Annotated in this window: 16 protein-coding genes; 5 read left to right on the top strand and 11 right to left on the bottom strand. The window is 71.3% G+C overall.

Features of this window, described 5'->3' with window-relative positions; translation table 11 throughout:
• Positions 1 to 2: 2 nt before the first annotated feature.
• The 6 genes from AB0I66_RS07705 to AB0I66_RS07680 all read right to left on the bottom strand — a co-directional run bounded on the left by AB0I66_RS07705 (position 3) and on the right by AB0I66_RS07680 (position 5,348).
• Positions 3 to 413, bottom strand: a complete 411-nt coding sequence (locus AB0I66_RS07705; protein WP_363206854.1) for a VOC family protein — start codon at positions 411 to 413, stop codon at positions 3 to 5.
• A 91-nt stretch (positions 414 to 504) separates the two neighbouring features.
• Complete coding sequence (locus AB0I66_RS07700; RefSeq protein ID WP_363206853.1) at positions 505 to 897, bottom strand: AraC family transcriptional regulator; 393 nt, start codon at positions 895 to 897, stop codon at positions 505 to 507.
• Between the two features lie 109 nt (positions 898 to 1,006).
• Entirely contained in the window at positions 1,007 to 1,900 is an 894-nt protein-coding gene (locus AB0I66_RS07695; protein ID WP_363206852.1) for a PRC and DUF2382 domain-containing protein, read from the bottom strand.
• Between the two features lie 241 nt (positions 1,901 to 2,141).
• A complete protein-coding gene (locus AB0I66_RS07690; protein WP_363206851.1) occupies positions 2,142 to 2,555 on the bottom strand; it encodes a hypothetical protein in 414 nt (137 codons plus the stop codon).
• Between the two features lie 208 nt (positions 2,556 to 2,763).
• The gene (locus AB0I66_RS07685) at positions 2,764 to 3,963 is read right to left on the bottom strand and encodes an amidohydrolase (protein WP_363206850.1); all 1,200 of its coding nucleotides are present in this window, start codon (positions 3,961 to 3,963) and stop codon (positions 2,764 to 2,766) included.
• Positions 3,960 to 5,348 carry an MFS transporter gene (locus tag AB0I66_RS07680; RefSeq protein WP_363206849.1) on the bottom strand — a complete coding sequence of 463 codons (1,389 nt, stop codon included), beginning with the start codon at positions 5,346 to 5,348 and terminating at the stop codon, positions 3,960 to 3,962. The genes AB0I66_RS07685 and AB0I66_RS07680 overlap by 4 nt, the downstream gene beginning before the upstream one ends.
• A 206-nt stretch (positions 5,349 to 5,554) precedes the next feature.
• Here AB0I66_RS07680 and AB0I66_RS07675 point away from each other — a divergent pair, with 206 nt between their 5' ends.
• Positions 5,555 to 6,577: an Lrp/AsnC family transcriptional regulator gene (locus AB0I66_RS07675; protein ID WP_363206848.1), complete on the top strand. Its 1,023-nt coding sequence runs from the start codon at positions 5,555 to 5,557 to the stop codon at positions 6,575 to 6,577.
• Between the two features lie 27 nt (positions 6,578 to 6,604).
• Here the strand turns inward: AB0I66_RS07675 and AB0I66_RS07670 are convergent, their stop codons facing one another.
• Positions 6,605 to 7,546, bottom strand: a complete 942-nt coding sequence (locus tag AB0I66_RS07670) for a YihY/virulence factor BrkB family protein (RefSeq protein ID WP_363206847.1) — start codon at positions 7,544 to 7,546, stop codon at positions 6,605 to 6,607.
• Between the two features lie 327 nt (positions 7,547 to 7,873).
• Between AB0I66_RS07670 and AB0I66_RS07665 the strand changes: the two genes are divergently transcribed.
• The 4 genes from AB0I66_RS07665 to AB0I66_RS07650 all read left to right on the top strand — a co-directional run bounded on the left by AB0I66_RS07665 (position 7,874) and on the right by AB0I66_RS07650 (position 12,603).
• The gene (locus AB0I66_RS07665; RefSeq protein WP_363206846.1) at positions 7,874 to 8,467 is read left to right on the top strand and encodes a hypothetical protein; all 594 of its coding nucleotides are present in this window, start codon (positions 7,874 to 7,876) and stop codon (positions 8,465 to 8,467) included.
• Positions 8,468 to 8,680: 213 nt separating this feature from the next.
• Positions 8,681 to 9,550, top strand: coding sequence for an ABC transporter ATP-binding protein (locus AB0I66_RS07660; RefSeq protein WP_363206845.1), 870 nt, complete (start codon positions 8,681 to 8,683; stop codon positions 9,548 to 9,550).
• Complete coding sequence (locus AB0I66_RS07655; RefSeq protein WP_363206844.1) at positions 9,547 to 10,527, top strand: iron-siderophore ABC transporter substrate-binding protein; 981 nt, start codon at positions 9,547 to 9,549, stop codon at positions 10,525 to 10,527. The genes AB0I66_RS07660 and AB0I66_RS07655 overlap by 4 nt, the downstream gene beginning before the upstream one ends.
• 6 nt (positions 10,528 to 10,533) lie before the next feature.
• Entirely contained in the window at positions 10,534 to 12,603 is a 2,070-nt protein-coding gene (locus AB0I66_RS07650; protein ID WP_363206843.1) for an iron ABC transporter permease, read from the top strand.
• 115 nt (positions 12,604 to 12,718) lie between these two features.
• Here AB0I66_RS07650 and AB0I66_RS07645 read toward each other — a convergent pair whose 3' ends face one another.
• Genes AB0I66_RS07645 through AB0I66_RS07630 form a run of 4 tightly spaced genes read right to left on the bottom strand, consistent with a single transcriptional unit; the run spans position 12,719 to position 17,154 of the window.
• A complete protein-coding gene (locus AB0I66_RS07645; RefSeq protein WP_363206842.1) occupies positions 12,719 to 13,882 on the bottom strand; it encodes an ATP-grasp domain-containing protein in 1,164 nt (387 codons plus the stop codon).
• Positions 13,883 to 13,915: 33 nt separating this feature from the next.
• On the bottom strand, positions 13,916 to 15,238 hold the full coding sequence (locus AB0I66_RS07640) for an MFS transporter (protein WP_363206841.1): 1,323 nt from the start codon (positions 15,236 to 15,238) through the stop codon (positions 13,916 to 13,918).
• 40 nt (positions 15,239 to 15,278) lie between these two features.
• A complete protein-coding gene (locus AB0I66_RS07635; RefSeq protein WP_363206840.1) occupies positions 15,279 to 15,872 on the bottom strand; it encodes a hypothetical protein in 594 nt (197 codons plus the stop codon).
• Between the two features lie 55 nt (positions 15,873 to 15,927).
• Positions 15,928 to 17,154 (bottom strand): hypothetical protein, encoded by a 1,227-nt coding sequence (locus AB0I66_RS07630; protein WP_363206839.1) that lies wholly within the window; start codon positions 17,152 to 17,154, stop codon positions 15,928 to 15,930.
• Positions 17,155 to 17,277 lie beyond the last annotated feature (123 nt).

The raw sequence follows: 17,277 nt of genomic DNA, 5'->3' as shown, positions 1-17,277 counted from the left end.
CGTCAGCTCTTCGGCTGGGTGAAGCGAATGCTGTTGCCGAAGGGGTCGCGGAGGCCGCAGTCGATGCCGTACGGGCGGTCGGTGGGCTCCTCGGTGAACTCGACGCCCCGGGCGAGCAGCGTCTCGTACGTCTTGCGGCAGTCCTCGGTGCTGAAGATGAGCGAACCGCCCGTCGCGCCCTTCGTCACCAGCTCACGGACTTGCTGCGCCGTCTCCTCGGACATCGCCGGCGGGCCCGGCTTCTCCAGCAGGATCTGGCGTTCGGGGTTCCCGGGGATGCTGACGGTCAGCCAGCGCATGAAGCCCAGGTCGACGTCGGCGCTGACCTCGAGGCCGAGCTTGCCGACGTAGAACTCAAGGGCCTCGTCCTGGTCGAGTACGTAGATCTGCGAGTGCGTGATGGCGTTGAACATGGCCATCACGCTACTGGGATTGCCGGACGGAAACTTATCCAGAACTGCTCGGTGCTCGGAACTTGGTGCTCCGTGAACGGGCCTTGGCCGGTCAGGTGTTGGGGCGGGTCCAGGCCATCGTGAAGCACGTCGGCACGTTCACGGCCGTCGCCTCCTTGCGGTACTGCCGCGGCGACCGGCCGACGATGTCGCGGAAAGTGCGGCTGAAGGTTCCCGGGCTGCCGAAGCCGACCTGGAAGCAGATGTCCGTCACGCTGTGGTCGGTCTCCCGCAGCAGGAACATCGCGCGTTCGACCCGGCGCCGCTGCAGATAGCGGTGCGGGGTCTCGCCGAACGTGGCGCGGAAGGTGCGCGTGAAATGCGCCTGCGACACGTGGGCGATGCGGGCCAGGGCGGGGACGTCGAGCGGCTGCGCGTAGGAGCGGTCCATCGCGTCCCGGGCCCGCAGCATGCGGCGGTTGGTCTCTTCGGCGGCGCGGCTCACGGGCCCAGCAAAGCATGCCGGAGCAACCGGACGTGAAGGGAGGGAGCACTGGGGTGAGTGCTCCCTCCCTCCACGTCAGTTGCCCTCGAACGGGGCAGCCTGAAAGGCGTCAGTGGCGCGGACCCTGCTTCCGGTCACGCATGTTCTCGCCCTTCACGCCGCGCTCGCCCTTGGCGTCGTCGAACTCGATCTGCTCCTTGCGCACCGTGTCGGACACCTCCTGGGTCTCGGTGACCTTCTCGGTCTCCAGGCGCACCCGCTCGACCGGCACGGACTCCTTGCTGACCACCGCCTTCTCGGCGTGCAGGGTCACCTCGGTCTGCTCCTCGCCGATGTTGGCCCGCGTGCGGTCACCCTCGCGGATGGGCTCGCGTACGACGCGAACTTCCTCGTGGGAGACGGGGACGGAGGTCTTCACGTCTTCGCTGACGACCACCTTGCGCAGTCGGGCGCGGCCGACCTCGTGCTCTTCCGTGCCGACGCGGAGGTGCTCCTCCGAGCGGATCATCTCGTCGCGCTTGCTGTCGTCGCCCATGCCGGAGCGCGTGGCGAACTCACGTGCGCCTGCGTTGCGTCCCTCGCCGGCGCCCATGCCCATCCCGGCACCCGCACCGGCTCCGGCCATGCCCGCGGCACCCGCACGGCCACCGGCCGCCGGGGCGGAGCGGGGCGTGCCGGTGGGCCGGGTGAGCCCGTAGTGGGTGTAGAGCTCCTGCTCCTCGCCCGGCTCGAGGTGCTGGTCGGCGTCCACGCGCGGAGCGTCCTTGACGGCCTCCTTGGTGGCCGTCACGTGCAGCTCGTCCTGCTGGCGGCGGGCACCGGCGAGCGGCACGAAGCTCTGCTTCATGCCGAAGAGACCGGTCTTTACGGTCACCCACTCGGGACGCCCAGTTCGGTCGTCGAGATACACCTGCTCGACGCTGCCGATCTTCTCGCCGGTCCGGTCGTAGGCCGTAAGGCCCGCGAGCCCGTCGGCGCTGGTGAAGGCCTCGCCCTGAGTCATGGGTGATCACTCCCTCGCAGCGCGCGACGGGCAGAATCGAATCTCGCCACGGACGCCGCACGCGTTGCCTCCATCCCGCTCCGGACCGGTGGGTGCCGCAACCAGGAGAGTCACTGAGCGTGTGCGGAGAGCTCGATCGAGGCTCTTGAACGGGCTGTTTGGGGCGATCGAGGCGATTTAGCCCACTGCTCCGTGTACTAGCCCAATCGGGTGACCCATCCTGGGGGCGCGGACTCACTCCCTACGGCAGGGCCGCCCGTACCAAGACCTGCTCCGTCTCGGAGGGGAAGAAGTTCGTGATCCCCTGCATCAGACGCAGCGCCGTGTTCACGCGCCGGGGGAGGGGCCGCGGCAGTCCGGCGGGTGTGGCGAGGGCTGCCACGCACGGGGGCTGGGTCCGGGCCCGGTCCAGTTCACGCTGGGCGCGCTGATCCTCGCCGTTGCGGATGTGGACGAGAGCGCGCCGGACACTGCCCGATGCCTGTTCCGAGACGCTCAGGAGCGTGGTGATGCCGGACTCGGTCAGGCCGGCTGACGTGATGCCGGGCGTGGTGCCCGCGGGAGAGTGCTCGCGGGCGGCCAGTCGGAGGTGGGTGCTTGCCTGGTCCAGGATTTTGACGATCGCGCACAACCGTCCCGTGTCGAACGAGGCCATGGGATGACTCCTCTTCGATGCCGCGTGGGGGAACACGCACACGAGTAGTTCGTCCTTCAGGCGTATCACCGGTGCGTGCCGTGGCCGAACCCCCGCGGGGGGAGCGCACGCGGCGCGCAGGGAAGAACGAACGCGGGCGCGACGCCCCGGTTTTCCGCCCGGGGGCGCACAACGCGGACCCGCACCGGCCGCTCCCGCCGAGCCCCGTTCAGAGACGCCGTCGAGCGACCCCGTCCAGCAGCCTGCGGCGCTGCTCGGCCGAAACCGCGAGCTCGACGCCCACCAGGGCAAGGGCCGTCGCGCCGTCGAGCACCGCGCGGTCCGCGCCGGGGCTCTTGCCGTGGGCCGTGAACGCGGGGGTGTGCTGGTGGGCGCCCCCGGTGTCATAGCCGATCGTCGGGTGGATGGTGGGCACGAGCCGCGAGACGTTGCCCATGTCCGTCGAGGCCAGCGTCTCGCCTTGGCGCGAGGTGACCGTGCGCCCGAGACCCTGGGCCGCCCTGACGTAGGCCCCGGTCAGGTACGGGTCCTGCCTCAGCTCCGCGAAGTCCCGCCCGTGGAGGCTTAGTTCGAGGGTGGCGCCGGTGGCCAGCGCCCCTGCCTCGAAGCAGTGGCGCACCCGGTCGCGCACCTCGGAGAGCAGTTCCAGGGAGGGGGCCCTGATCTCGTAGCGCGCGGCGCTGCGGGCGGGGATCACGTTCACGGCCTGGCCGCCGTCCGTGACGATGCCGTGCACCAGCGTGCCGGGCGGCAGCTGCTGGCGCAGCAGTCCGATCGCGGTGTGCGCGAGGGCCATCGCGTCGAGAGCGTTGACGCCTTCCCAGGGCGCGATGGCCGCGTGCGAAGGCTTGCCCGTGTACGTGACGTCCCAGGCGCCGATGGCCAGCGAGGACGCGCCGACGGAGTCCTCCGGCGCGGCGTGCACCATCATGGCCGCGGCGACGTCGTCGAAGACCCCGGCCTCCAGGAGCAGCACCTTGCCGCCGATGTCCTCCTCGGCCGGGGTGCCGATCAGCTTGACGGTCAGGCCGAGCTCGTCCGCGACGGCGGCCAGTGCGACGGCGGCACCGACCGCCGCCGCGCCGTTGACGTTGTGCCCGCAGGCGTGGCCGATGCCGGGCAGGGCGTCGTACTCGGCGCAGAACCCGAGCACCAGCTCCCCGCTGCCGTAGCCGGCCACCAGTGCGGTGGGCAGTTCACCCACGCCCTGGGTCACGTCGAATCCGGCCTCCGCGAGCAGATCCGCGATCTTCGCGGCCGAGCGGTGCTCCTGTAGCGCGGTCTCCGGCTCGGCGTGCAGGCTGTGGCTGAGGCCGACGAGCCGGTCGCTCCAGCGGCGCACGGCGCAAGTCACCGCCTCGCGCGCCTCGTTGATGTTCTCCGCCCGGTGTTCGGTCACGTCTGTCATGCCATCCCTTCCTTCTCCGCCACGCGTTCGGACGGTCGTACGGCGGGGCTGTCCACCGCCCCCGGTGCGCGATAGCGCAGCGCGAGGAGCGAGCCGGCGACGGCGACGGCCGCACACGCGCCCCAGCCCCACAGGTATCCGGACATCCCGATGTGTCCGGTGTCGCGCACCACGTGCGCGGTGAAGAACGCGCCGATCACGGCGGCGCCGATGGCCGCGCCGAGAGACAGGGCCAGTTCGTTGAGGCCGACGGCGAGCGCGGTCTCGTGGTCCTCGACGACCTCCGCCGACAGCGTGCGCGTGATCGACTCGAAGAGCCCGGTGGCGAAGCCGACGACGAGAGCGGCGGCCAGATACTGCGTGAGCGTGTCGTGGAAGAGCGCCATCCCCACGAAGCCGAGCGCGATGAGACCGCCCCCGGCGACGAGTACCGCACGGTCACCCACACGGTCCGCGAGCCGCGGCGTCAGCGTGGACCCCCCGAACCCGGCGACGACCATGGCGAGGGAGACGGTGGCGATCGTCCGCGGACCCATGTCCATGCCGTAGCCCGTCTCGGCCGGGGAGGCGCCCAGGAAGAGGGCGTTGGCGCCGAGGAAGCCGATGGTGCCGAAGGCGGCACAGAAGGTGTGGCCGCTGACCACGGCGAGCCGCGGATTCCGCAGCATCCGCACGCTCACCAGCGGATGAGCGGACCGCCGCTCGACGGCCACCCACGCCGCGAGGAGGCTGATGGCCAGCGCACCGAGCCCGAGTGTCGAAGGGGCGGACCACCCCCAGGAGCCGCCCTGCGCGAGGACCAGGACGAGCGCGACGAGCCCGCCGGTCAGCAGGGCGGCCGCCCCGTAGTGGAAGCGCCCGCCGCGCGGCATGTCGCTGTCGGGCAGCGCGGCCCCGGCGAGCAGGGCAAGGGCGGCGACGGGCACGGCCGTCCACAGTCCGGCCGCCGCGTGCTGCTCGCTGAGCGTGCCCGCGACGAGGCCGCCCACCCCGATGGAGATCAGCAGCACGCCGACGAGAAGGGATATCCCGGTGCGATTGCGTTCGGGGGCCCGGGCGCGCAGGATCCCGACGAGCAGCGGGAAGAAGCCGACCAGCGCGCCTTGCAGCACCACTCCGACGGCGAGCGTGACCGCCGTCGGCCAGGCGGCCATCAGCAGCGAGCCGCCCGCGACCATGGCGAGCGCCACGCGGAGCAGCCTGCGATGTCCGTAGAGGTCGCCGAGGCGTGAGAGCAGGGGCGTCAGCACGGCGAACGCGAGCTGGGAGAGCAGGTAGATGTTGTTCTGGCCTACGCCGCCGATGTTCAGTTGGCGGCCGAGCTCGGGCAGCAGGGGGGTGAGGTAGCCCTGCACGATGCCGCTGAACACCACGACGACGGCCATGGCCGGGAGCATCCCTGGGCCTGAACCCGCTGCTCGCAGCCGTGGCCGCGATGTGTGCGTGGACAAAGACTCACCTCATCTGGTGGCCGGGAACCGGAAGTGGTGGCTACTGTGCGGGCCGGGGCGCGTGCGGCCGTGCAGATCGAAGGATTCGTACGTACGAAGCGCGTCCGATGCGAGAAACGGTCATGTGAGGGAGCGGGGGCGTGGTGGGGCAGGGGACGACGGCCAGCGAGCTCGATCTCGCCCTCGTGAACGCTCTCCAGCTGCGCCCGCGAGCCTCCTGGTCCGAGCTGGCGCCCCTCCTGGGTGTCACGGCGAGCACCCTGGCGCGTCGCTGGGAGAGGCTCTGCGGCGCCGGACTCGCCTGGGTGTACGCGGTGCCGGGCAGGGAGTTCACCCGCAGCCGCTGCACCGCCTTCGTGCTGCTGCGCTGCGCCCCGGGCGCGCGGTCGCGGCTGATCACCGAGCTCAGCGCGTTCCCCGAGGCCGCCACGATCGAGGTCACCGCGCCGGGCAGCGCCGACCTGTTCCTGGACGTGCTCGCCCCGGATCTCGCCTCGCTCGGCCGCTTCGTGACCGAGACACTGGACGCGCTGCCCGGCATCACCTCGGTCCGCTGCCTCTTCGCCACCTCGCTGTACGTCGAGGGAAGCCGCTGGCGGCTGCGTTCCCTGGACCCCGCCCAGCTCTCCGCGCTGGGCAACTCCGCCTCAGGGGCCGGCGATCAGATCCGGGTACTCGAACTGGACGCCGTCGACCGGACCTTGCTCGACGCCCTGGTACGCGACGGCCGCCTGGCCCTCGCCGAACTGGCCGACCGCACCGACACCAGTCCCGCCACCGTCCGCCGCAGGCTGCGCCGCCTGACGGACGCGGGCGTGCTCAACTTCCGCTGCGACCTCGCCGCCCCGCTGGCCGGACACCCGGTGCCGCTGACCCTGCTCGCCCAGGTCCCGGCGCGCGACATGGGCGCGGTCCACCGCACACTCGCCGCGCTCCCCGAATGCCGCCTGGTCGCGGGCGTGACGGGCCCCGCCAATGTCCTCGCCACGCTCTGGGTGCACGACATCGCGGACATCCAGCGCCGGGAGACGGCTCTGTGCGCGCGCCTGCCCTCGCTGACCGTCACCGACCGCATCGTCGGCCTGCGGACGGTCAAACGGATGGGCCACCTCCTGGACGACCAGGGCCGCCGCACGGGCATGGAACCGATCGCGCCCTGGTAGCGGGTGGCCACCGGACAGAGCCAGACCTCAGGCCCGGGCCACCGCTGCCGGTGCGCGGGCCATTTCCACCGTGAACTGGGCTCCGGCCAGCAGTGCCAGGTTGGACACCCAGAGCCACACCAGGAAGACGACCACTCCGGCCAGGGAGCCGTAGAGCTTGCCGTAGGTGCCGAACCCCGTGGCGTACAAGGTGAAGAGGCCCGAGGACAAGAGCCACAGGAGCGCGGCGAGCAGGCCGCCGGGCAGGCTGCGGCGCCATCCGCGCTCCGCGGGGGGCGCGTTGCGGAAGAGCACGAGGACCAGCAGGACCACCAGGCAGACCAGAGCGGGCCATTTCATGACGGTCCATACGGTTTGTCCCGCGTCGCCGACCCCGATGCGCTGCCCCACCGTCTGGACGAGTGGGCCGCTCACCACGAGCAGGAGCGCGCTGGCGGCCAGCAGCGCGAGCAGGGCGAGGGCGGTCATCAGGACCCGGTGCGCCTTGCGCCACACGGGCCGGGTGTCCTTTACGCCGTGCATCGCGTGCAGGGCCCGCCGGAAGACGGCCGCGTAGCTGGAGGCGGACCACAGGGCGCTGACCCCGCCGCCGATCACCACCGTCACGGCGGCCGCGTGGGCGTCGGCCATCTCGGTGAGCGCCTCGTTCAGGGCGCTGCCCGACTGCGCGGGCGCCCAGTCGGTGACCTCGGTGATGAGCTCCTGCGTGGTGTCGGGGCTGACCAGGCTGATCAGGCTGACCGTGACGAGGAGCGCGGGCAGCAGGGCGAGAATCGCGTAGTACGTCAGGGCCGCGGCCCAGTCCGAGACGTCGTCGTTCCACATCGCCACCGGGGTGCGCCGCAGCGCCTCACCCCGCCGCGCCCATGCCGAGGTGTCCCCGGTCGGCCCGGCGGGGGCGGCAAGCGCGCCCGACCCGCCCGGTATGGGGGTGTGCCCCGCGCCTTCGGGCGCAGCGGAACTGTCCATGGGGCTACTCCTCGTTGTCTCCTGCGGACGGCGCACTGCGCCGTCTTCCCGGTTCGACCCCTTGGACACGTGCTGCCCGGGTCCGTCACGCGGAAGCGGGCGGAAAGCAATCCTCCCCTTCCCGTCACCCGTGGCTCACGGCGGGTCCGCGGGTCCGCGGGGCCGCGCACGCCCGGCCGTTAGCGGAGGTAGCCATTCGGTGACATCACGGACAGGGCTGTGACGTGGGCGGGGGCAACGAGCACGGGGTGTCGCGGGTCGTATGTGGTGTGAGGGCAGGCAAGCTGACCTTCTCGAAACGGGGAGTTGACGATGACGAGTGTTCGCATGAACCGAGGACTGTGTGCGCTGGGTGCCGCGGTGGCCGTGGCGGGTGTGGTGGCCGGTACGAGTCCGGCGGCCGCCGCCGGTTCGCCCCGGTTTCTGGCTCCGTCCGAACTGCCGCCGCACGCGTCGTCGGCGTGGACCGCGGGGCCGGTGACGGCGGGGCAGCCCGACCCGCTGCCGATGTGTGTGGGGGAGGCGCTGCCCTCGATCTCCGTGCACCGCGCCTACCGCACGGAGTACGACACCGGCGCCCTCCAGGTGACGGTGGTCGAGCGCAGCGAGCAGCGCGCCAAGGACTTCGCGGCCCTGCTGCGCAAGAACCTCCAGGGCTGTTCGGACAAGGTGATGAAGGAGAACCCCGACGTCACCGCGACCCAGAAGTACTACGGAAAGCTGAACATCGAGGAGGGCGCCCATGTCTACGGCGTCCACACCGAGGCCACGACGGGCTCCTCCGACATCAACATGTTCTCGGTCGGCCGTGACGGCAACACGGTGACGGTCGTCCACTGGGGACAGATGGGCAATTTCGCCCACGCGCAGGTGGGCGACTTCAAGACCACGACCATCAAGGCCGTCGCGAAGCTCTACTGAGCGAGCAGGGGCGCCTCAGCGCCACCGACAGATGCCGTCCATCAGCTCCGCCGATGGGCGGCATTGCCGTGCAACTGGGCGGCGGGGGAGGTGGGTTGAGGGGCAAAGGGAGTGTGGGACGCGGTCGTGACCGGAGAAGTTCCGTGCGTGCTTTTCGCCCGGGTCGGGACCCCCTACTTCCAGCCAGACTAAGGTTAGGCTAACCTGCACGCCGTGAGATCAGGTGAACGCGCAGGTAGCGCAACACGTCCGCGCGGTCACGAACTGTCCGCCGAGCACATGACCGTGTCGTACGACGGCGTCGACGTCGTGCACGACGCGGCCCTCCAGCTCAAGCCCGGCGAAGTGACCGCCCTCGTCGGCCCGAACGGGAGCGGCAAGTCGACCCTGCTGCGCAGCGTCGCCCGGCTGCAGGGCGCCCGGCTCGGCACGCTGACCCTCGACTCCGGCACGACCGAGGCCGCCGACGGCTTCGACCTCACCGCGCGCCAGTTCGCCCGGCGCGTCGCGCTCCTGACCCAAGGACGTCCCACGCCCGGCGGCCTGACCGTCCGTGACGTCGTGGAGTTCGGCCGCTACCCCTACCGGGGGCGCTGGGGCCAGGCCGACGCCGGGGGCGCGGCCGTGGTGGAGCGCGTGCTCACCCTGACCGGCGTCGAAGGCCTCGCCGAGCGCGCCGTCGACCAGCTCTCCGGCGGACAGCTGCAGCGGGTCTGGCTCGCCAGCTGTCTCGCCCAGGAGACCGGCGTGCTCCTCCTCGACGAGCCCACCACCTACCTCGACCTGCGCTACCAGATCGAACTCCTCGACCTCATGCGTGACCTCGCGGACGACGGCGGCATCGCCGTCGGCGTCGTCCTGCACGACCTCGACCAGGCGGCAGCCGTCGCCGACCGGATCGCCCTGCTCGACGCCGGGCGCATCGTCGCCGACGGCGCCCCCGAGGACGTCCTGCGTCCCGAGCGCCTCACCGAGACGTACGGCATCCGCATCGAGGTCGACACAGACCCCCTCACCGGCCGGCTGCGCACCCGCGCGATAGGCCGCCACCACAGCAGAAGTGAAAGGCTCCACTCCTCATGAGACGCCCCCTCATCGCCGCGGCGGCCGCCGGCGCCGTAGCCCTCGTCCTGTCCGGCTGCGGTACCTCCGAGCCCGCCAAGACCAGCTCGGACAAGAAGGCCGAACCGATCACCGTCACCGACGCCAACGGCGCCGAGGTGAAGCTCGACGGACCGGCCAAGAAGGTCGTCGGCACCGAGTGGAACGTCGTCGAGTCCATGGTCACGCTTGGCGTGGACCCGGTCGGCGTCGCCGACGTCAAGGGCTACAAGGCGTGGGACTCCGCCGTCCCGCTCAAGAACGACCCCAAGGACATCGGCACCCGCGGTGAGCCGAGCATGGACACGCTCGCCGGTCTCACCCCGGACCTCATCGTCACCACGACCGACATGTCGGCCTCCGCGGTGAAGCAGATGAAGAAGGTCGGCCCCGTCCTTCAGGTCAAGGCCGCCGACGGTTCCGACCAGGTCGGCCAGATGATGGACACGCTCGACGTCATCGCCAAGGCCACCGGCACGACCGCCGAGGCCAAGAAGGCCAAGGAGTCGTACGAGGCGAAGGTCGCCGAAGGCAAGAAGGCGCTGAAGGAGGCCAAGCTCGACGGCTCGAAGATCGCCATGGCCGACGGCTACGCCGCCTCCAACCAGGTCTCCCTGCGCGGCTACACCAGCAACTCGCTGCTCGGCGCCGTCAACGAGGACCTCGGCCTGAAGAACGCCTGGAAGATCAAGGGCGACAAGGACTACGGCCTCGCCACCACCGACGTCGAGGGCCTCACCGAGCTCCCCGACGACGTCAAGTTCGTCTACATCGGCAACAAGGGCGACGACAGCTCCGACGTGTTCACCGACGAACTGGCCGACAACTCCGTCTGGAAGTCGCTGCCGTTCGTCAAGGACGACGAGGTCCACCGTCTGCCCGACGGCATCTGGATGTTCGGCGGACCGCAGGCGATGGAGGCGTACATCGACGCCCTCATCGACAGCCTGAAGAAGTAGGAGACCGTGGCCGTCACCGCAACACCCTCAGCCACACCCGAGCGCGCCGTCTCGTCGTCCCCGACGGGCGCGGTCGCGGTGACGGCCGGTCTGGTTCTTCTGGTCGCCGTTCTCGCCGTCGTCGACATCACGCAAGGCACCGCGTCCGTCGGTGCGGGCGAGGTGTGGAAGGCCTTCACCGGCCAGGCCGAGCAGGGCGACTCCTCCGTCGTCATCGCCTCACGCATGCCGCGCATGGTCGCCGGGATACTCATCGGCGTCGCGCTCGGCGCGGCGGGCGCCACCCTGCAGGCCGTCACCCGCAACGTGCTCGCCGCACCGGACACCCTCGCCGTCAACACCGGCGCCTACCTCGCGGTGACCATCCTGGTCGCCAGCGGTGCCACGGCTCCGCTGCTCGCCTCGTCGGGAGTGGCGTTCCTCGGCGGTCTCGCCGCGGCCGCCGTCGTCCTTGCGGTGTCGGGACGGGGCGCCGGGACCGTACGCCTCGTCCTGGCGGGCAGCGCGCTCGCCCTCGGACTCAACGCCATCACCGAGGCGTTGCTCCTGCTCTTCCCCGAACGGACCGAGGGCCTCTACCAGTGGGGTCAGGGAAGCATCAGCCAGAACGGCTTCGACGGCGTCGTGCAGATGGCGCCCGTCATCGTGGCCGCACTCGCCGGCCTCCTGCTGATCGCCCGCCGCATCGACGCCCTGGCCCTCGGCGACGACGCCGCGCACGGACTCGGGGTCCCGGTCCGCGGCACGCGCGTCGCGTCCGTCGTCCTCGCGTCGCTGCTCGCCGCCGCGACGGTGACCCTCGCGGGGCCGATCGCCTTCGTGGGACTGTGCGCCCCGGCCCTCGTGCGGCCGCTGGCCGGTCGTTTCCGCGCCCTGGTACGCCACCGCATCCGCATCCCTGTCGCGGGTCTGGTGGGCGCCGCCCTCGTGCTCGGCTCCGACGTGCTCCTGCGCGCGGTGACGTCCGCGCAGACCGCCGTCACCGTGCCCACGGGCGTCATCACGAGCGTCGTCGGCGCCGTGTTCCTCGTCGTCATGGCGATGCGCACCCGCGACGGCGCCAACGCCACCGCGCCGGACCGGCTGCGCATCCCGAGCCGCACGGCCTACGTCATCACCGTGATACTGCTGGTCGCCACCCTGGTCGGCGTCACGATCGCCGCGGTGCTCGTCGGCGACAGCACGTTCCTGCTCGGCGACGTCGTCAACTGGGTCCGTGGCCAGTCGGGCCAGGCCATCACCTTCGTCCTCGACACCCGCGTGCCCCGCGTGTACGCCGCGCTCCTCGCGGGCGCCGCGCTCGCGCTGTCCGGCACGCTCGTGCAGTCGGTGACCCGCAATCCGCTCGCGGAACCCGGCACCCTCGGCGTTTCCGGAGGGGCGGGCCTCGGCGCCATCATCCTCGTCACCTCGGCGCCGGGCTCCGGGTCGTGGGACATCGCGGGCGCCGCGTTCGCGGGTGCCGTGGTCAGCTCCCTGATCGTCTTCGGGCTCGCGGCGAGGGGCGGCTTCCAGAACAGCAGGCTCGTCCTCGTCGGCATGGGCGTGTCCTCGGGCTCCCTCGCGCTGATCAGCCTGGTCATCGTGCTCACCGACCGGTTCAGCGCGACCAAGGCCCTGATCTGGCTCTCGGGCTCCACCTACGGACGCACCGCCACCGACGTCCTGCCGGTCGCGGCCGTGCTCGTGGCCGCGACGGTCGTGGCGATCTCGCGCCGCAAGGAACTCGACCTCGTGTCCCTCGACGAGGACACCCCGCGGCTGTTGGGCCTCAACCTGGCCCGTGGACGCCTCGGCTTCCTCGTCCTGAGCGTGCTGCTCAGCGCCACCGCGGTGGCCGCGGCCGGCACGATCGGCTTCGTGGGACTCGTGGCGCCGCACGCGGCCCGTGCGCTGGTGGGCAGGCGCCATCTGCGGGTGGTCCCGGTGGCGATGATGCTGGGCGCGACGCTCGTCTGCCTCGCGGACCTGCTGGGCCGGACCGTGATCGCCCCGGCGCAGCTGGGCGCGGGGCTCATGACGGCGGCCGTCGGTACGCCGTACTTCGTGTACTTGCTGGTGCGCAGCCGCCGATGACGGACAGCGGCCCCGCCGCGACGGGGGGACGCGGCGGGGCCTAGGAGGCGGGTGCCCCGGAAAACGCGGGTCACGCATCCGGATTGCGCCTGGATTTCGCCGCGTTCGCCGACGATCAGCCGCCCAGCTCGTTGAAGCGCACGATCTCCTCGATCGTCTTCTGGAGTTCCAGCTCGTCCGGGTCGGAGACGATCGCGTGCCCCACCTTGCCGTACGGCCCCGGCGGCGTGTGGGGTGACGAGGAGTACGCGATGTCGTCGAAGGAGAAGCGGCGTTCGAAGTCCTCCCGCGTCAGCCTCCCGCCGGCAGGCCTGCGGAGAAGTATGTAGCCGTGCAGGCGCTCTGGTGGGACGTGCTCCAGGGGCTGGGTGAGCTCCTCCCCGAGCGCGAGACTGATCTCGGCGTCGAACAGGTCCACACCGAAGGTCAGTTGGTTGATCTGCGGGGACAGTGCGCCGGGGAGGCGGATGGCGCACTCGCCGAAGGTCAGACCCGCTTCCTCCACGAAGGCCTCGAGGTGGAAGACACAGTCGGGTGCGCCGAGGCTTCCCAATACGTCACCGGTGAGCGTCTCCATGCGCGTGAAGAGGGCCGAGTTCCGTCTCCTGTCCAGCAAGTGCGCGGCCAGGACGCCGCCTTGTGCCGCGCTGAGCGGCGACAGGTGATAGCGGGTCATGGACGACCATCGAAGAGAGCCGTTCTGCCAGATGCCGTCCATGTAGACCTCGGGGGCATCGACGAAGGACTCGGCGACGACCTCGACGTCCGACCGGCCGGAGAACAATTCCAGCGCCCGTGCGTACTCCTCCGCGGAACGGACGATGTTCGTGCGAAGGGAGCCCGCTCCGGTCGCCGGTTTGACGACGAAGACCTCGCCCAGATCACCGGCGAGCTCCGCGAAGGAGGTGTCGTGTGACACGTACCGGCAGCGAGCGCGCCGCACATGAGGCGGTAGCCGGCTCTTCTGCAGGAACTTGTCCCGGAAACCGAGCGTGGACGTCGAGTCCGCGTTCCCGGGAAGGCCGAGTTCCCTGCGCAGGTAGGCCGCCCCGAAGACACCCATCTCGTGGACGGTGAGAACACCCGCCAGGTCATCGATGCGCGCGGCGAGGACGGCGCGTGCTATCTCCTGGGCGTTCTCCATGTCGGCGACGAGCGTGCATCGTCGGTCCGCGGGCGGAATCGACGGTGCCTGCGCGAGGTAATGGGGGCTCAGGCCCCGGCGTCGCAGCGCCTGGTCGAGATCCGGTCTGTATCCGATGACAACCATGGTCGGCATTTACGTCTCCATGCGTGATGGCCTGGATGTGCGTCACACGTCTCGCGGTCTGTCGCTGTGATCGAGGTCAACTCGCGGGCATCGTTGCACGGTTGCTCGATTCTCCCAACGGGCCGCCGCGGCGAAACGGGCCACCACAGGGATCACCGCGACGGCGAGCGTGCCCGCGGCCACCGCCAGGAGCGGATAACCGCCGCCCGCCACGACCAGACCCGAGGCCATGCCGCCCGTCGCGCCCGCCAGGGACATGCCCACGTCGGCCAGCCCCTGCACCGAGGCACGGCTGTCGGCGGGGGCGGCGTCCGTGATCATGGCGGTGCCGCTGACCAGTGCGAGGTTCCAGCCCAGGCCGAGCAGGACCAGGGCACAGGACAGCAGCGGCACGCTGTCCGGCGGGGCGAGACCGGCGAGCACACCCGCGCTCAGCAGGACGGCCCCGGAGGCGGCCGCCACGGGCAGCCGTCCGAGCCGGTCGGCGAGCAGACCGCTGAGCGGTGAGGGCAGGAACATGGCGCCCACGTGCAGGGCGATGACGAACCCCGCGGCCTGTGTGCTGTGGCCGTGCCCGGTCATGTGCGGGGGAGTCATCGTCATCACGGCGATCATCACCAGCTGGGCGGTGATCATCACGGTGGCGCCGGTGATGACACCGGGGGAGAAGCGCTCCTGCGCCCCCGGTGCCGTTGCCGGTGCCGTGGCCGGTGCCACGGCAGCCGGCCGGTGGCGGGCCAGGTGCAAGGGGTCGGGGCGCAGCCACACCAGCAGCACAAGACCTGCTGCCGTGTAGGCGCATGCCGCAAGGAGGAAGGGGCCGGCCAGCCGCGGGATGCCGTAGGCGTGCGCGAGTGCACCGGTCGGGCCGACGAGGTTGGGTCCCGCGACCGCGCCCAGCGTGGTCGCCAGGAGCACCGTGCCGGTGGCGCGGCCCCGCCGCTCGGGCGGGGCGAGGTCGGCGCCCGCGTACCGGGCAAGGAGACCGGTGGCCGTGCCCGCTCCGTACACGAAGAGCGAGAACAGCAGCAGCCCCGCCCATGCGCCCGCGGCCGCCGCCACGACTCCGATGCTGCCGAGCGCGGCGACGGCGTGCCCGAGTGCCAGACCGGGGCGTCGGCCCAGGCGTTGTGAGACGCGCCCGATGACCGCGGCCCCCAGGGCGGCGCCCGCGGTGAACAAGGCGACCGGAAGCCCCGCGAGGCCGGTGGAACCGAGCAGATCCTCGGCGAGCAGCGCGCCGACGGTGATGCCGGCCGCCATGCCCGCGCCGCCCAGCGCCTGCGAGAGGACGAGTACGGCCAACACGCGGCGCAGCACGCGGGGTGAGGCCTCATCTCCGGTCCGCGTGACGGTGGCGGTCATGCCGTTCCCCGCACCGGCGTTCCGCGCTCCGGAGCGGTCGTCACGGTGTGCCGAGGGGGTGACGGCCGGGGGCGGGCGGCTGCTCGCCGACGTCGAGGTCCGCGATCTGCGCCAGGGACAGCTCCAGCTCTTCGTGCAGGAACCGTACGACCGTCCAGTGCGGCAGCGCGGCCTCGTCGAAGGGCCCGAACGCGGCGGTGTAGAGGGGGATCCACCGCAGGGCCTCCTCGGCGGCCGTCTCACGCCCCGGGTCCGCCTGGTAGGCGTCGTACGAGATGCTGCGATGGTGGATGAAGTGGCCGCCGGGCAGCCGCTGTTCGCACAGCTGCCGGTACTCGCGCGTCTGCAGGATGAGGTAGTGCCAGATCTCGTCGATGTCCTGCTCGACGGGCAGGAAGAGGCCGCCGAGCCGGTCGGGGTGGCGCGAGACCAAGTAGAGGTAGCGCAGACACTCGCGGACCTGGTGGGTGACGACGGAGGCGACCGGGGCGCCGGGCTTCGCGGCGAAGTGCGCCACCACCTCGTCGTGCAGGGCGCTGCCGAGCAACTCACGGGCGGTGGGGGCTGCTTCGGTGCCGTCTTCGGCGGAGGAGGAGGAAGAGGATGGGGAGGGTGCGGCGGCAGGTGTGGGCATGGCGTTGTCCTTGGCGGTGGCGCTGCGGGCGAGCGGGCGTGAGGGAGCGGGAGCGTCAGGCGGGGTCGGGCGTGGCCAGCCAGGCGTACTTGCCCGAGCGGCCGATCGGTACGTGGGTGCGGTGCTCGACGTGACAGGAGCGACCGGTCAGGGCGCTGACGGAGGCCGCCAGCTCGCTCTCCTCACCGGGAGTCAGGGGCGCGCCGTCGAACGTGGTGCACCACAGCCGGCACTGGTCCTCGCCGGTCAGCCGCAGTTGGTGCAGGAAGACGCGGGGGCAGGCGGCTGCGATGCGGGTGTTCAGGTCGGCCTGGGCTACGGGGCCGCCGGGCGCGGGAAGGAGTTCCTTCTCGCGGCCGCAGAAGGAGACGATCTGCTGCGGGTCGGTGCCGCCGTCGCGGGTGCGGACGCAGTCACCGGAGCGGTAGCGCACGAGCGGCATGTAGGGGTTGCGGATGCTGGTGACGATGAGGCTGTGGATGCCGCTGCCCTCCTCCACCGGGATCAACTCCACGCTCATGTCGTGCAGATAGGGCTGATAGCGGCCCTCGGCATCGCTGTAGAAGAGGTAACCGAGTTCCGTGCTGCCGAAGAGGTCGACCACGGGGCAGTCGAAGTGGGCGCGCAGGTAGGCGCGGACGTTCGACGGCGTGTACTCGTAGGCATGGACGATGCCGGCCGGCTGCGGAAAGCCGTCCCACAAATCCCACTCGGTCACTTTGCGGACCAGATGCGCCAGGTGATAGCCGGAGCAGTCCAGGAGGTACGAGCCCTCGGGGTGCGCGGCGCCGGCCTCCCGGATCTCGGCGAGCATCCGCTCGACCTCGGGACGCTCCCAATCGGCCGGGTCGAGCCGTCGGTTGAGGTACAGGGTGCGGTCGTCGAGCCAGCGTTCGCCCGAAGTCGCGCCCGGTTTGCGGGCGTTGACGCGCGCGACGTGTTCGGTGGCGAGGACGGTGGTCAGCGACACCCGCCGGGCTCCGGTGTGCCAGGAGGCACCGAGGTCGGGGTGCTCGCTCCACAGACGGTAGTAGGAGCGGAGCAGGAAGTACGGCGGCCGGATGATCTGCATGCGGGCGTGGTTGGTCCCGGTGGAGAGCACGAACTCGGCCTCGCCCGTCTCCAGGGCCCGGGCCAGCTCGGGAGTCATCCAGTTGTCGGGGAAGCCCCGGGCGATGTCCGGCTTCTCCAGGACGGGGAAGTCGCCGCGCTCGGCGTGCGCGCGGTAGAGGGGGATGTCGCGTACGCGGTCCAGGACGTCGGCGCTCGGCAGACGGTTCACGGCGGCTCCGGTGCAGGTGGGGGTGGGGGAGCGGGAGCGGGGTGCGGGGCCGCCGCCGAGAAGGGTGCGGCGGCGACTTCGCCCGCGTGGACGGCGCGACGAGCGCCGAGGCCGGAGCCCGGG

It is taken from the genome of Streptomyces sp. NPDC050439, assembly GCF_040655335.1.
In the GTDB taxonomy this organism is placed as follows: Bacteria; Actinomycetota; Actinomycetes; order Streptomycetales; family Streptomycetaceae; genus Streptomyces.
This window is presented reverse-complemented; position numbering and strand designations above follow the sequence as displayed.

Coding starts and splice junctions, on each gene's coding strand:
- AB0I66_RS07705 (WP_363206854.1), bottom strand. CDS start 413: ATGTTCAACGCCATCACGCACTCGCAGATCTACGTACTCGACCAGGAC.
- AB0I66_RS07695 (WP_363206852.1), bottom strand. CDS start 1,900: ATGACTCAGGGCGAGGCCTTCACCAGCGCCGACGGGCTCGCGGGCCTT.
- AB0I66_RS07690 (WP_363206851.1), bottom strand. CDS start 2,555: ATGGCCTCGTTCGACACGGGACGGTTGTGCGCGATCGTCAAAATCCTG.
- AB0I66_RS07685 (WP_363206850.1), bottom strand. CDS start 3,963: ATGACAGACGTGACCGAACACCGGGCGGAGAACATCAACGAGGCGCGC.
- AB0I66_RS07680 (WP_363206849.1), bottom strand. CDS start 5,348: ATGGCCGTCGTCGTGGTGTTCAGCGGCATCGTGCAGGGCTACCTCACC.
- AB0I66_RS07670 (WP_363206847.1), bottom strand. CDS start 7,546: ATGGACAGTTCCGCTGCGCCCGAAGGCGCGGGGCACACCCCCATACCG.
- AB0I66_RS07665 (WP_363206846.1), top strand. CDS start 7,874: ATGAACCGAGGACTGTGTGCGCTGGGTGCCGCGGTGGCCGTGGCGGGT.
- AB0I66_RS07655 (WP_363206844.1), top strand. CDS start 9,547: ATGAGACGCCCCCTCATCGCCGCGGCGGCCGCCGGCGCCGTAGCCCTC.
- AB0I66_RS07645 (WP_363206842.1), bottom strand. CDS start 13,882: ATGCCGACCATGGTTGTCATCGGATACAGACCGGATCTCGACCAGGCG.
- AB0I66_RS07640 (WP_363206841.1), bottom strand. CDS start 15,238: ATGACCGCCACCGTCACGCGGACCGGAGATGAGGCCTCACCCCGCGTG.
- AB0I66_RS07635 (WP_363206840.1), bottom strand. CDS start 15,872: ATGCCCACACCTGCCGCCGCACCCTCCCCATCCTCTTCCTCCTCCTCC.